The 14632-nt window shown below is 41.0% G+C and carries 11 protein-coding genes and 1 tRNA gene; 2 read left to right on the plus strand and 10 right to left on the minus strand.

Annotated elements, in window-relative coordinates; genetic code table 11:
- The first annotated feature begins 5 nt into the window (after nucleotides 1-5).
- Nucleotides 6-1493 (plus strand): DUF1846 domain-containing protein, encoded by a 1488-nt coding sequence (locus tag DXB73_RS00520; RefSeq protein WP_118689783.1) that lies wholly within the window; start codon nucleotides 6-8, stop codon nucleotides 1491-1493.
- 110 nt (nucleotides 1494-1603) lie between these two features.
- On the opposite strand, the gene DXB73_RS00525 is transcribed toward DXB73_RS00520, so the two are convergent.
- From DXB73_RS00525 to DXB73_RS00555, 7 genes are all read right to left on the minus strand, one after another.
- A complete protein-coding gene (locus DXB73_RS00525; protein WP_118689784.1) occupies nucleotides 1604-3286 on the minus strand; it encodes a hypothetical protein in 1683 nt (560 codons plus the stop codon).
- A 21-nt stretch (nucleotides 3287-3307) separates the two neighbouring features.
- Entirely contained in the window at nucleotides 3308-4222 is a 915-nt protein-coding gene (locus DXB73_RS00530; RefSeq protein ID WP_022024596.1) for a chemotaxis protein, read from the minus strand.
- Nucleotides 4223-4233: 11 nt separating this feature from the next.
- On the minus strand, nucleotides 4234-4941 hold the full coding sequence (locus DXB73_RS00535; RefSeq protein ID WP_118689785.1) for a hypothetical protein: 708 nt from the start codon (nucleotides 4939-4941) through the stop codon (nucleotides 4234-4236).
- 85 nt (nucleotides 4942-5026) lie between these two features.
- Nucleotides 5027-6610, minus strand: coding sequence for a HAMP domain-containing sensor histidine kinase (locus DXB73_RS00540; protein ID WP_118689786.1), 1584 nt, complete (start codon nucleotides 6608-6610; stop codon nucleotides 5027-5029).
- Nucleotides 6607-7278, minus strand: a complete 672-nt coding sequence (locus DXB73_RS00545) for a response regulator transcription factor (RefSeq protein ID WP_022024593.1) — start codon at nucleotides 7276-7278, stop codon at nucleotides 6607-6609. The genes DXB73_RS00540 and DXB73_RS00545 overlap by 4 nt, the downstream gene beginning before the upstream one ends.
- 109 nt (nucleotides 7279-7387) lie before the next feature.
- Nucleotides 7388-8008 carry a hypothetical protein gene (locus tag DXB73_RS00550; RefSeq protein ID WP_147352613.1) on the minus strand — a complete coding sequence of 207 codons (621 nt, stop codon included), beginning with the start codon at nucleotides 8006-8008 and terminating at the stop codon, nucleotides 7388-7390.
- A 17-nt stretch (nucleotides 8009-8025) separates the two neighbouring features.
- Nucleotides 8026-9843, minus strand: a complete 1818-nt coding sequence (locus DXB73_RS00555; protein WP_118689788.1) for an HAD hydrolase-like protein — start codon at nucleotides 9841-9843, stop codon at nucleotides 8026-8028.
- A gap of 745 nt (nucleotides 9844-10588) precedes the next feature.
- Between DXB73_RS00555 and gdhA the strand changes: the two genes are divergently transcribed.
- The gene (gene gdhA, locus DXB73_RS00560; RefSeq protein ID WP_118689789.1) at nucleotides 10589-11941 is read left to right on the plus strand and encodes an NADP-specific glutamate dehydrogenase; all 1353 of its coding nucleotides are present in this window, start codon (nucleotides 10589-10591) and stop codon (nucleotides 11939-11941) included.
- A 125-nt stretch (nucleotides 11942-12066) separates the two neighbouring features.
- Here gdhA and DXB73_RS00565 read toward each other — a convergent pair whose 3' ends face one another.
- The 3 genes from DXB73_RS00565 to DXB73_RS00575 all read right to left on the minus strand — a co-directional run bounded on the left by DXB73_RS00565 (nucleotide 12067) and on the right by DXB73_RS00575 (nucleotide 14416).
- Nucleotides 12067-12783 carry a zinc dependent phospholipase C family protein gene (locus DXB73_RS00565; protein WP_118689790.1) on the minus strand — a complete coding sequence of 239 codons (717 nt, stop codon included), beginning with the start codon at nucleotides 12781-12783 and terminating at the stop codon, nucleotides 12067-12069.
- A 47-nt stretch (nucleotides 12784-12830) separates the two neighbouring features.
- The gene (locus DXB73_RS00570; protein ID WP_118689791.1) at nucleotides 12831-13604 is read right to left on the minus strand and encodes an SDR family NAD(P)-dependent oxidoreductase; all 774 of its coding nucleotides are present in this window, start codon (nucleotides 13602-13604) and stop codon (nucleotides 12831-12833) included.
- 739 nt (nucleotides 13605-14343) lie between these two features.
- A tRNA-Thr gene (locus tag DXB73_RS00575) sits at nucleotides 14344-14416 on the minus strand.
- Between the last annotated feature and the right edge of the window lie 216 nt (nucleotides 14417-14632).

Consider the following 14632-nt stretch of genomic DNA (forward strand, 5'->3'; position numbering starts at 1 on the left):
TTTCAATGAAACAAATTGGCTTTGATAATGATAAATACTTATCCATGCAGTCTGCACATATTAGAGAGCGCATTTCTCAATTTGGCGATAAGCTGTACTTAGAGTTTGGCGGCAAATTATTTGACGATTATCATGCATCACGCGTACTTCCGGGCTTTGCACCGGACAGTAAATTACAAATGCTTTTACAACTTGCCGATCAGGCTGAAATGATCATTTCGATCAATGCATCAGATATTGAGCGTAACAAGATCAGACATGATCTCGGAATTACCTACGATCAGGATGTATTACGTCTGATCGATGTATACAAAAAGAAAGGACTTTATGTCAGCAGCGTAGTTATCACCCGTTACGCCGGACAGCCATCCGCAAATCTGTTTCAAAAAAAATTAGAATCCATCGGTATCCAGGTTTATCACCACTATACTATCGATGGCTATCCAAACAATATCGACAAGATCGTAAGTGATGACGGCTATGGCAAAAACGATTATATTAAAACAACCAGACCGCTTGTCATTGTTACTGCACCGGGACCGGGAAGCGGCAAGATGGCAACCTGCCTTTCTCAGCTATACCACGAAAACAAAAACGGTATCAAGGCCGGTTATGCAAAGTTTGAGACATTCCCAATTTGGAATATTCCTTTGAAGCATCCGGTCAATTTAGCCTATGAGGCCGCAACTGCTGATCTGAATGATGTTAATATGATCGACCCATTTCATTTGGAAGCATATGGTGAAACTACGGTAAATTATAACCGCGATATTGAAATTTATCCGGTGCTCGCCGCCATGTTTGAACGCATCTATGGATACTGTCCATACAAGTCTCCAACAGATATGGGCGTCAATATGGCAGGCAACTGTATTATTGATGACGAAGTCTGTAAGGAGGCGTCAAAGCAGGAGATCATTCGCCGCTATTACCAGTCGCTCAACCGCTATATCAAAGATGAGGCATCGGGTGACGAAATATACAAACAGGAACTCATCATGAAGCAGGCTAAAATATCCGTAAACGATCGTGCTGTTGTTCCGATTGCTAACGAGCGGGCTAAGCAAAAAGGATCGGCTGCTGCTGCAATGGAACTGCCGGATGGAACCATCGTAACCGGTTCTACTTCTGATCTGCTCGGTCCGGCGTCTGCTGTACTGTTAAATGCGATCAAAGTATTAGGAAAGATTGATGATAATGAACATCTGATATCCCCTTCCTTTATTGAACCGATCCAGCACCTTAAGACCGGTTATCTTGGCAGCAAGAATCCACGCCTGCATACCGATGAAGTACTTATTGCGCTTTCAATGTGCGCTGTATCGGATCCGAAAGCCAAACTGGCATTAGAACAGCTCCCAAAATTGTCCGGATGTCAGCTTCATGTTTCCGCGATCTTGTCATCAATCGATATCAACACTTTCAAAAAGCTTGGCATTGAATTAACCAATGAAGCCGTTTATGAGGGTGCTGCTACAACAGAAACGGAATGATCGTATTCCCGCATGCTATAATAAAAAGTTCCCTATAAAATAAAAAACAGCGTTTTCAAATTTTTTGAAAACGCTGTTTTTCATTTCTTATGTTTTCTATCACACGAAGATCATTCATTCCCCGTATTCTTTTTCATGGCTATCTCAACAACTTTACTGGTATACTCTGCCTTGTCTAAGCTTAGCAGTTCCCTTGCCTGCGACTCACTGACGCCATACTCAGATTGTAACAGAGATACGATCTGTTCTTTGCAGCCATCTACCTCGTCCTCGATCTCAAGCTGTTTGGCAGTCTCTAAATTCGCATCATATCTCTGCAAACCACGGATCAGCGCATTTAAGGCATCTGGATAATAATTCATAGCATCATAATTTTGATAAGAATCCAATGCTCTCTGTACCTGCATCACTGTTCGAATCTTATTATAGGTATCCGGATCTTTCTCTTTCACCTTCGTTCCTAACACCTCTTGGTATGCCTGCTCGTACTTACCCATCTCAAAGTATTTCATGGCCTGCTTCTTTGAACTGGAGTAACCATGTATGTTTGTGCCAGCAATCTCCACTACCAGAAAAGTAACGGTCAAGATAGCAATGATCGCAACACCAACTTTATTGAGCTTGCCGGTAACTTCATATTTTTCAGCTTCTGCCTCTTCTTCCTGCTGTGCTTTTCGCTCAGCCTTTTTGGCTTCTTTTTCCGCTTTTTTTGCAGCTTTTTCTTCAGCTTTTGCTGCTTTCTTCGCTTCTTTTTCTGCTTTTTTTGCTTCCTTTGCCTGCTCTTTTTCTGCCTTTTTCTGTTCCGCCAACTCCGCTTTTTCCGCAGCTTTTTGTTCTTCCTCTTCCTGTGCTTTTCGTTCTTCCTCGGCAATCTCATCGTTGATTACATTACCAAAGACACGCTGAAACAATCCTTTCTGATCTGTTGGCTCCTCTTCCGGATATTCCTCCGGTGCCGCAATATCTAGCAGATCATCAATAGACACATCCTGTGATTCCGAATCAGCACCAAGCATATCAAAAATATCTGCAGCCTCAGCATCCTGATCTTCTACCAGTTCATCCTTTGATGCCGTCTCCTGCTGCAACGATCCGGTCATATCCAGATCATCCAACAATCCATCTAACATCATATTTAATGCCTGATCATCGGTCGAAGATTCTGATTTTCCGTCATTCATTAACGCTGCCGTCTCTGCTGAATCTCCGCCACTTACATCGTCAGAATACAAATTGATATTATCTAATAATTCACTGGTATTAATCGTCGCACTATCACCAGCCGGCTGTAAGATCTCTTCAGTACCTCCGTCGTCGATCGGTGCTGGAATCTCTTCAGGAGTTTCCGCAACCGACATTGGAATCTCTTCGGAAACCTCCTCTACCGGTATTGGGATCTCTTCAGAAGCTTCCTCCTCGATCAGCATTGGAACCTCTTCAGAAACTTCCTCCTCTACCGGCATTGGAATCTCTTCAGAAACTTCCTCCTCTACCGGCATTGGAATCTCTTCAGAAACTTCCTCCTCTACCGGCATTGGAATCTCTTCAGAAACTTTCTCCTCTACCGGCATTGGAATCTCTTCAGGAACTTCCTTCTCTACCGACATTGGAATCTCTTCGGAAACCTCCTCCTCTGCCGGCATCGGTGCATCCTCAGACTGCTCGTCTGACTTAAACTCCTCTATCCCTTCCAGATTTTCCAAATCTTCTATGTCCACAAAATCCGCCAAGGAACCCATATCCGCGAAATCAGCCGCATTCAGATCTTCTAATTCTTTGTCTTCTCCTGACATTACCGCAACCTCTTTTCTTCCTTATTGATGGTCCGTTACTCCGATCAAGTTATCTAATGCAGCAACCAACTGTCCAATCTCCGGTTTTGACAACTGGGCATCAGCTCCGAGCGACTCCCCTTTACGACGCATCTCTTCGTTGATCAACGAGGAAAAGATGACAACTGGAATATGGCAAAACTGATCAGACTCTTTGATCAATTTTGTCAAATGGTGTCCATCCATCTGCGGCATCTCAATATCTGTGATCACACAGGATACTTTCTCGTCCAAATTTCCCGACTTATAATAGTCGCATAACCGATCCCAACATTCCTGACCATTGTTCGTTGCCGTTACGTTTACATATCCGGCCTCAGACAAGCAGTTGACGATCATCTTGCTAAGCAAAATAGAATCTTCTGCGATCAAGATCGGTGTATCGTTTCGTTTTCTTCCCGTCAAATGATCGACAGAAGAGGCCTTCAATCCGGTTTCCGGATTAATTCCGGCAACAATCTCCTCAAAATCCAGTATAATGATCAGCTTACCATCAATCTTAACGATGCCTGTCGCCATGCTGTTATCACCACTATTCACCGTAGAATCCGGTTTCAAAATTTCTTTCCAGGAAATGCGATGAATTCCTGCAACTCCGTGTACATGAAATGCAGTATGCAACCCATTAAAGCCCGTTACGATATACATATCTCCCGCCGTATCTGCTTTCTTAGGCAGATTCATAACCACTGCCAGATCAATAATAGAAAGGATCTCATCTCTCGGCATAAATATCCCCTCTACTCTGGGATCTGCATTTGGCACCGGTGTTGGCACCTGATATGGCAAAATTTCCCGCACTTTCGCAACATTAATTCCATAGCTGTTGCCACCAACGGTAAATTCCAAAATCTCTAATTCATTTGTTCCACTTTCCAATAAAATACCTGTATCCATACTCGCGCCTCCTATTTGATAGCTATTTCTGCCTGTTTGTCATCCCGTACAGCTACCAGTGATACATCTGACAAGTTAATTTCCTGATCCACCTCAAACACCAAAACTCCCTGTCTGTTATCTCCAGCCTTGATCTTCTGCTGAAAATATTGCAATTCGCCATTCGCAACTGTATGCTGTAGAAGTCCCACCTGTTTTCCCTCTGACCGCAGGTAAAAATCCGGTTTATTTTTATGTAAGTCAACCTTTGCATTCGTATTCCCAGTATTTTTGATCCGAAAATATAAGACAAGCAGTTTCTTACCCTTTCCGACTTTACAATACGCGTAATCTGCACCGAGCGAAGATTTCAATTTTGCTGACACAAAGTCTACAGAAACCCCAGGAATTCCATACAATTTCGTTAAAGGAACTGTTGTAGCTTCTGCCTCTCCGTCCTTTCCGGCCGCAGCCTGCCCCGGTTCAGCACTCTGCACTGCTGCAGTTTCTGTCGGTGCCGGCGCAGGAGTAACGATCGGCGTTGGTGTTGGCGTCGGATTTAAAATACTACGGTCATAATCCAAACCATATGCATATTTACTGTCATGTTTTAACAACTCTCCTGCCATATATTCCGATGCTTTGCCGGCATCCAGCTTTGATAAATCAGGAACACTCGTGCTGCATCCGGTCAATGCACACGCGGCAGTGAGTACAGTTGCTATAATTCTCTTTTTCATCCTGCACTACCTCTTTTTATTGCGGGCATTTCATATGATTTTGCCCATACATTCAATATCTTTATACTACCATATTACCGCTATATCAGTCAATCGTCTTACAATCGAGTTCAAACCAAAATTCTACACCATTGTCATGATTGATCACCCCACATTTCTGATTCATAGAATCCATGATCGCTTTGACAATCGACAGTCCAATTCCGTTGCCTCCATAGGCTCTGGTACGCGCCTTATCCACCTTATAAAACTTGACCCATATCTTATCAAGTTCTTCCTCCGGTATCGTCTTACCGGTATTGAATACAGAAATGCGCTCAACATCGCCTCTTTGCTCCATAGTTACTCGTATAACCCTTTCACCATCCACATGATTAACTGCATTGCTGATATAGTTTGTAATAACCTCTTCGATCATATACTCATCTGCCCACACATAAACCGGTTCCGTTTCATAAAATAAAATCTCTGCATCCTTTTGTTCTGCCAGCAAAGTTGCGGAATTAACCGAAGAACGAAGTACCTGTACAATATCAAAACGTTCAAAATGCACTTGATCACTGCCGAACTCGATCTGATTCAGTGTCAAAAGTTTTTTAACCATTTTATTCATTTTATTTGCTTCATCAATAATGACTTCGCAATAAAACTCCCGGCTCTCCTGATCATCGTTGATATTGTCCTGCAACCCCTCCGCATATCCTTGTATCAATGCGATTGGGGTTTTTAATTCATGCGATACATTCGACAAAAACTCCTTACGCATCTCATCAATCTGTATTTTATTTTGAATATCTTTTTGTAATTCATTGTTCGCTGATTTTAATTCCAAAATGGTATTTTCTAACTTATCCGAAAGAGCATTAATACTGTGCCCTAATAAGCCGATCTCGTCTTTTGTGTGTACCGGATAACGTACATCAAAATCAAGATTTGCCATCTGATTAGCAATATCTGCAATCTTTAAAATTGGTTTTGCAAAACTATTGCTGACCACGATCATCAGCAGCATACTGACAACAACCGCTCCAACCGCCACATACCCAAGAAAATGATTAAAGATCGCCACACTCTCAGTCATGCTTTGATAATTCGTCCGCATATAGACAAACTGTCCAGACTTTAACTGACCAAACAATTCAATATACTCCGAACCTATTCGATCATCCATTATCTTATAAACTGAATAATTTTCGGATTCCGTAATCTTTTTTTTGGAATCACCACGTTCGCCAACACTGCCACCCCTTTCCAGCCCGAGCACATATTCCCTCGTCTTCTCTTCGACTGTCTTGCTCTGCCGTTCAGAAATGGTATCCGAAGATGGATAATCAAACGAATACATAATATTACCCAAAAAATTAGTCAGCTCAAACAGATAAATGCTATAGGAATGGTTTGCAGACATAATATCAATCTCACGTACACTTTTGTCGGACAATTGGCCATTCTTACTAAGCTGCGGCTGATCCTTCTGCGTTATCGTGTTGACCGAATTGTACGAATCCACCAGCATGGAAACCTTTTTGTGCTGGTAATATCCCGGAAGCAATGCATAATTTAACATCCAAAAGGCGCATAATGTAAAACCCAAGATCAAAAGCATCGTTATCATTAATTTTGTGCGGATCGACATGCCACGCACGTTACAATTTTCACGCTTTCTCATACTTCAAATTTATACCCCATTCCCCAGATTGTTTTGATATATTCGCCCTTGTCACCTAATTTACTGCGCAATTTTTTTACATGCGTATCGATCGTTCGTGCATCCCCAAAATAATCATAATTCCACACATTGTTCAATATACGTTCCCTCGATAATGCAACGCCTTGATTGTCCATAAAATAGGTCAACAGTTCAAATTCTTTATAGCTGAGTTCTACCAGTTCTCCATTGATCCGCACCTCATGTGCAGCCCGATTCAGACTGATCCCTCCCGCTTCCATCACATCATCTTCAAGTGCATTAGTTCTCCGCAAGATTGCCTCTACACGTGCCACTAATATCTTCGGGCTAAACGGTTTCGAAATATATTCATCAACACCAAGATCAAATCCGAGTAACTCATCTTTCTCATCACTCTTGGCTGTCAACATAATGATCGGCACCTGTGAATACTGACGGATTTCCCGACAAACTTCCCAACCATCCATCTTCGGCATCATCACATCAAGGATGATCAGCGCAATGTCTTTGTTCGCAAAAAATACGTCAACCGCCTGTTCACCATCCTCTGCTTCCAGCACGACAAATCCCTGTTTATTTAAGAAATCTTTGACAAGTTTACGCATACGCTGCTCATCGTCCACCACTAAGATTTTCAATTGTTCCATAGCTTTCACCAACCCTTTCTCATTATTCTATTTAATAAGAAGTCAATGAATATGCTCATTGACTTCTAAAATAAGTATATAAAATAATTATGAATAATCTGTGATAAGATCACTTATTTTTTAGTGCGTTTTCCCGCTCATCCAACTGTTTTTCTTTCTGTTCCAATTGATCCTGCCACTGCTCATATTCATCTACTAATTCTTCCCGCATTTCTTCTTTATAATTTGTAAAATACGTAAACACAGAATATCTGGTCTTAAATGTCACTAACAACATTCCCAAAATAATGATCAACAAAACGGTTATGACCATGTTTTTGATCGTTTTACCAGTCACTGCATCTTCATATGCTTTCTTATATCGTTTGAGCTGTCGCTCTATTTCTGTCTTGCCTGTCACACCAGAATCCGTTGCGCCCGATCCTTTACGTTGTTTATCGGAGGCGGCCTGTTCTGACACTGCAACCGGAATAGGTGCAAGTGTGTCTTCTCCTACGATACCTGACTGCAGGATCTCAGTACGAAGTTCCTGTAAAAACTGCAGTCCGATAACTGTACAAAACGCATGCTTTTCAACAGATCGATTGTACACCTTTAGCAGTTCCTTTGGTTTCCCGGAACGGATTGTTTCCTTGAGATAGGAAATTGTTTCTTTCTCCTTGTGTGCCCGTTCAAATTCACGTTTTGTCAGGAATTGATATCCGTCCAAACAATATAACGTATTCTTCATACCATTCCCCATTTCTGTTATTTTGAAAACGTTGCATGCTTTGTGATCCATTTCTGTACAGCACTACTCAACGCATTATCCTTTAAGCTTTCTCGATTCTTCTTCTCATATTCTGCTTCAGAATCATATTTTTCAGTGTTATACTGATATTCCTCTGCCACCAGGTCTTTATATTCCTTGTCCGAATAATTGATCCCCTCTGCTTTTGCAATTGCTTCAACGACCAATTTTTCTTTGACAGCCTGCTTCGCCTGTTCGTCCAACTCATTTTTGACAAAGTCTTCTTCATTTTCGCTGCCCCAGGACTGAAAAATTTCGTCATGGCTCATACCGTACATATCCGCCATATCATAATACCCCTGCAGCACTTCCTGCTTGGCATCTTCTAATAATTCTTCCGGATATTTTTTTACTTTTGCATTTTCAAGAACTTCTGTCCATGCAAAATCCTGCTTATTATTCTCATTTTCTTTTGCTAGCTCCGTGCGAATATCGGCTTCATACTCTTTTGCTGTCTTAAAATCCGAAATCGACTGCACAAATTTATCATTCCAGGTCGGTACGATTTCATCTCCACAGATATATTTTACCGTAGCCTTAAAGGTAACTTCCTTACCGTCAATGGTATCATCTCCATAAGTTCCCTTTGGAATATTGATCTTAAAAGTGATCTGCTTGCCGGTCTTGGCTCCTACAAAAGCACTTTCAAACCCTTTTACAAATTGGTCAGATCCAAGCTCTATAACCTCTTCTCCGCAAGTATCATCTACCTTTTTGCCATCAATATAGCCATTAAATTTAGCGTATATTTTGTCATCTTCCTGTACGGTGCCCTTTTTCTGTTCATACGTGACATTATCCTGTATCAGACCGTCGATCTCCTGCTGTACATCGTCATCAGTAACCGCTAAAGATACTTTAATTCCTTTATAATCACCAAGACGCACGCATTTGTTTGCATCATAGTCAGCCCCGGTATTCTCCTGCGTTATCTTGCTCCAAGGCTGCTTTTGTACCAGTAATGTGCCACCGACTCCCAAAGCAATCCCAAGAATAAGCATTCCACCGGCAATTGCCGTCCACTTTTTGCCAATCTTCTTATTATAAGAAGATATTTGACTTGATGCAGGCTGCTGTGTATTATCGACATCTGACATTGCCTGACACGGTGTTTCCGGAATTTGTTGTTCAAACCATTCAAGCATATCTGCCGTAGTGCGTACTACATAATCTGCACCAGCCTCTTCTAATTCTCCGGTTTCCGCATAACCATAATAAACACCTAAAGAACGGATACCACAGGATTTTGCTCCAATGACATCGTATTTACGATCACCAACCATTAATACTGTACCCTTATCCTGCTCAGTTACATTTAATCTACGCAATGCTTCTTCTACAACAGCCTGTTTGGAACCACGATCCCCTTTCAACGTATCTCCAGCAATCACATCAAAATATTCTTTAAGATGAAAGTGTTCCAAAATACGTTCTGTATATTCTTCCGGTTTTGAAGTTGCTACCGCTATTTTTACCTGCGTTTTTTTCAAATATTTTAAAACAGCTTCAAACCCTTCATACACATATGCCTCAAACAGACCTTCCGACTGATAACGCTCCCGGTACTTTGCCGTAGCAGTCTTCGCCTCTTCTTCCGTTAAATCGGTATACTCACGGAATCCAACCACCAACGGAGGTCCGACAAATTTGCGCAGAGTCTGTTCTGCCGGTATCTCGTGCCCCATCTGTTCTAACGCATATCGGATACAATTCATGATTCCCTCTCCGGAGTTCGTAATTGTTCCATCTAAATCAAATAAAATATATTTCCACATAAAATTCTATTACTATCCTTTCCTGTAAATTCTAAATTTTCTTATTTACTCAAGCTTCGCACATCAAAAATTATCATGTCGTCACATATATAATTATAACGAAATTTTATTTAAAAAACAAGAAGAGCCCGGGAAGGCTCTTCTTGTCGGGTAGCTCGCACTACCCAGCGTATAATAGGGTGGGAGTAGAAAGTTTTCACTTTCTGAAACCTATTATAACGAGCATATGTGTCCAAAGTGTGTCTGTTTCGTAAATGTTTTTTCTAATTTCCGACATATTTTTCATCATTTTGTACAGTATATATCATTTTTGTACTTTTTCTACTGTGTTTTTGTAATATTCTTTTTCTTTTAAATGACCTTTAAGTGCTAAGCAAGTCAAATTTTTACGAAAATCTTCATTTCCTTTGCAACCTTCTTTATGAGAATATTATATTAACATGTCAAAGATATGTCACCAAGGTTTTCCTCGCCCTAAAATAGCCATTCCTATTCTTAGTGTTAGCATTGATACCAACATGATATCCAAATATCAAAACTACCATATCCATCATCATAGAATAACACCACCTCACCTTTAAAAATTTTGTATAATTGTATACTATATTTATTTTTCAATTATTTTTTCATTTTTTTATTGAATTTCTACGGTTTTTGTGCCATACTAAGAAGGTAGTAGCGTGATAAACACGTCAGGCTGGTATCCTTGTATACCAAACACTAAACATAAGGAGGTTTTTTAGCAATGGCGTTAAAGAATCAGTATTTAATTGACTTACTGGAAACAGTAAAAAAGAGAAACGCCGGTGAACCAGAGTTCATTCAGGCAGTTATGGAGGTATTTACCTCTTTGGAACCAGTTGTTGAAAGAAGACCTGACCTCGTTGAGGCTGGTGTTTTCGAGCGTATCGTTGAGCCTGAGAGACAGATTATTTTCCGTGTGCCTTGGGTTGATGATAATGGCAAGACACAGGTAAACCGTGGTTTCCGTATTCAGTTTAACTCTGCTATCGGACCATATAAGGGCGGACTTCGTCTTCATCCATCCGTATACAGCGGTATCATCAAATTCCTCGGATTTGAGCAGATTTTCAAAAACAGCTTAACAACACTTCCTATGGGTGGTGGCAAAGGTGGTTCTGACTTCGATCCTAAGGGCAAGAGCGATGGAGAAGTTATGCGTTTCTGCCAGAGTTTCATGACAGAGCTTTGCAAACATATCGGTCCTGACTGTGATGTTCCTGCTGGTGATATCGGAACCGGCGCTCGTGAAGTTGGTTATATGTTTGGTCAGTACAAGAGAATCCGTAATGAGTGGTCTGGTGTATTGACAGGTAAGGGATTAACTTTCGGTGGTTCTCTTGCTCGTACAGAAGCTACCGGTTATGGTCTTTGCTACTTCACAAATGAAATGTTAAAAGCAAATGGTAAGAGCTTCAAGGATCAGACCGTTGTAATCTCCGGTTCTGGTAACGTAGCTATTTATGCTACTCAGAAAGCTACAGAGCTTGGTGCTAAAGTTGTTGCTCTTTCTGATTCTTCAGGATACATTCATGATCCGGATGGAATCGAGCTTGATCTCGTAAAACAGATCAAAGAGGTTGAGCGTGGACGTATCAAAGAGTACGCTGCCAGAACATCTCATAAGAATGTTACTTATACTGAGGGATGCAGTGGTATCTGGACAATCAAATGTGATATTGCTCTTCCATGTGCTACTCAGAACGAGATTGATGCAGAAAGTGCTAAGGCATTAGCTGCTAACGGCTGCTATGCAGTTGCAGAGGGTGCTAACATGCCTTCTACTCCAGAAGCAATTGATGTTTACTTCGCAAACAACATGCTCTATGGTCCGGCTAAGGCTGCTAACGCAGGTGGTGTTGCTACATCCGGTCTTGAGATGACACAGAACTCTCAGAGATTGTCTTGGACATTCGAAGAGGTTGATAACAAACTTCATGAGATCATGAAAGAAATCTTCAAGTCTTGTGATGAGGCTTCCAAAGAATATGGTATGGAAGGCAACTACATGGCTGGTGCTAACATTGCTGGTTTCCTTAAGGTTGCAGAGGCAATGAAGGCTCAGGGTTGTGTATAATACTTAATTGAATTATCCTTTTGAAATAAGTAGAGAGGGTGTCGCACAAACGTGTGGCACCCTCTTTTTTGATGAAACAAAAAACTCATCAGTAAATCTTCTACGCGATTTCTAAGACCTAACATTTATACACCAGACGTGATATACTCTGGCAGTCTGTCACAGATCTGCGCCACAGCCTCCGGTATAAATTGATACATCTCCTGATACGGCAAAAATATCGGATCCTCTATGGTATGTTCTGTTTCGAAAAAATAATTTTTGATCCATTCCCGACTTGCAGTTAATTCCTGTTCGGTAATATAATCTGCTATTTCATATGGTGTTACTTGACACAACGCTTGATATGCCTTATCGATCCCCGGAAACTCTTTCACAAGACGAAAATCGATCTGATCTACATCACGTCCAAATTTCACGTAGGTTTGCGGATTATCTCGATCATAACCGGTCACGGCGATCCGCTGCAATACATATGGATGAATTTCTAATATAAATTTCTCATCGGTAAGCATATGTGTCAGATAACCTAAATACAAACTGAAGCGTTCTTCTTTGTTATTATGTTTTGCAAAAAAATCCGACAAACGCCTTCGAAATAACTGTAAATGTTCCGGTTGCTGAAAGGTTCCATCCGGTATTCCGTCTCTCATGTGCGTATGCAGTTTCATCTCTCGACAGTACCCTTCACGTGCCATAATTCCATCGGGACATATATTTCCCGCAAAAAAATCGTTCGAACAATATTTATCTGCCATCTTTCCCAAGTACCGCTCCGGTTCATTGGCAAATAATTGATCCAACTGTGTTGCAACCGCTAGATGAACAATCGTTCCTGCCATGCCACATCACCCGCTTTCCATCTATCTGTGCCGGTATTGCTTCGTTGCTATTTTAAATGCTGCTGTTTCAACCATAATTTCATCATTACTTTTTGTGGAAGCAGCTTACTGGCAAAATGTGCACCTTTCACATGTGCTCCGTATACGGAAATATCTTTTCCTCGGCGTGCATCCCGCATCGCCCTAGCCGCAACCACATCCGGCTGTACCATCCCGGCAAAATTGATCGCTGCCTTTTTTGCACCGATCAATCCTCTCTCATAAAGACCGGTATCGATCCATCCCGGACACACCGCCGTTGCCGTAATACGTCTGTCCTTCAGTTCCACATTCAATGCTCGTGTATAATTGCGAACAAAAGCTTTGGTAGAACTGTAAATATTTTGATACGGAAGCGGCTGAAACGACGCTTGGGAAGCAATATTAATAATGTGGCTACCCGGTTTCATATACGGAATACAATACAGTCCCAGCGCAACCACCGCACTAATATTAAGATTGATCATATTAATGGATTCCTCCACACTCAGATCATCATAAGAACAAAATTTTGCATAACCTGCATTATTTATAAGATACTGTATCGCTGCACGCTCTTCTGCAATCATTGCACTGAGCTCTTTCCTCTGAACATTATCACTTAGATCCTTGGCAATCGGTCGTATTTTAGTGCCAAATTCTTCAGCCAGTTGTTGCAATTTCTGCGCATTCCGGGCAACTACCCAGATTTCAGAAAGTTTCTTTTCTTTGGATAGTAGCTTGACAAATTCTCTGCCAAGACCTCCTGACGCTCCCGTAACAATAGCAATCGTTTTGTCCATGACGCCCCCCTTTGTCGTTATATAACACAACCTCCGCAAAGTTTGGTTATAATATACTCAAACTTTCCATACCGCAAATTTCCATAACCACATATTGCTTATTATGTCAATGACTATATTGCATTTTGCAGCCATTAAAAAGTGGTTTCTGCCATCCGAGAACTATAGTAATTGCCTTGCCGCATTTTGGTTTTTAGTGATTTCTAAATTTTGTTGTCTCTGATGATTGAGTTACATGCCTTACAGAGAACTCGAAGTCCCGGAAGCAAGGTATTCATCATTTTTGAAAGGGACTTTGCGCTCGTCGTTACTTATGTCTCGTATTTCAGAGACATTAAGTAACGTGACGTAGCGCATCGTAGCGAAAGCGTCCCGTCCAAAAATGGATGATACCTTGCTAAACCGGGACATCTCAGACATTCTTTCAGGCATGTATATATCAGAGACTTAACAAAATAAGAAATTACGTAAAAACGTTGCGTTCTACGGCAATTATCTTAGTTCTCGGATGACAGAATAATTTAGTTTATCGGCTGCAAAATATCATATTTATTGCTGACATAATGAGCACACTGTGCTCATCTTAGGAGTTTCTTCGAAACTCCATTATGCGCAGAAATCATGCGCACGTATTCTGACATAATAAGCAATATGTGGTTCGGACACTACTTCCGGTATGGGAAGTTTGAATAATATAAAAATCCTTGAAAATACATATAATTTTCAAGGATTTATGTAAAGCTGAAAATCGGACTCGAACCGACGACCCCTTCATTACGAGTGAAGTGCTCTACCAACTGAGCTATTTCAGCACTGCGGTTTCCTAAGAAACTCACTGCCGTATATGTTATCACAATTTTCCTCAAAAAGCAAGTAATTTTTTATATGCTCTATCAAGCTTTTTCGATCCACCACTGTAGTTTTCTATTGTAGTTTTCCCATGATTTTCCCAAAATATAATGGGTGAGGAATTGAAAATATTTTTGACAAGGCATTTATATAATATAATCAAACTTCATACACTAACT

The sequence above is a fragment of the Clostridium sp. OM05-6BH genome, from assembly GCF_003481635.1.
GTDB lineage: Bacteria > Bacillota > Clostridia > Lachnospirales > Lachnospiraceae > Butyribacter.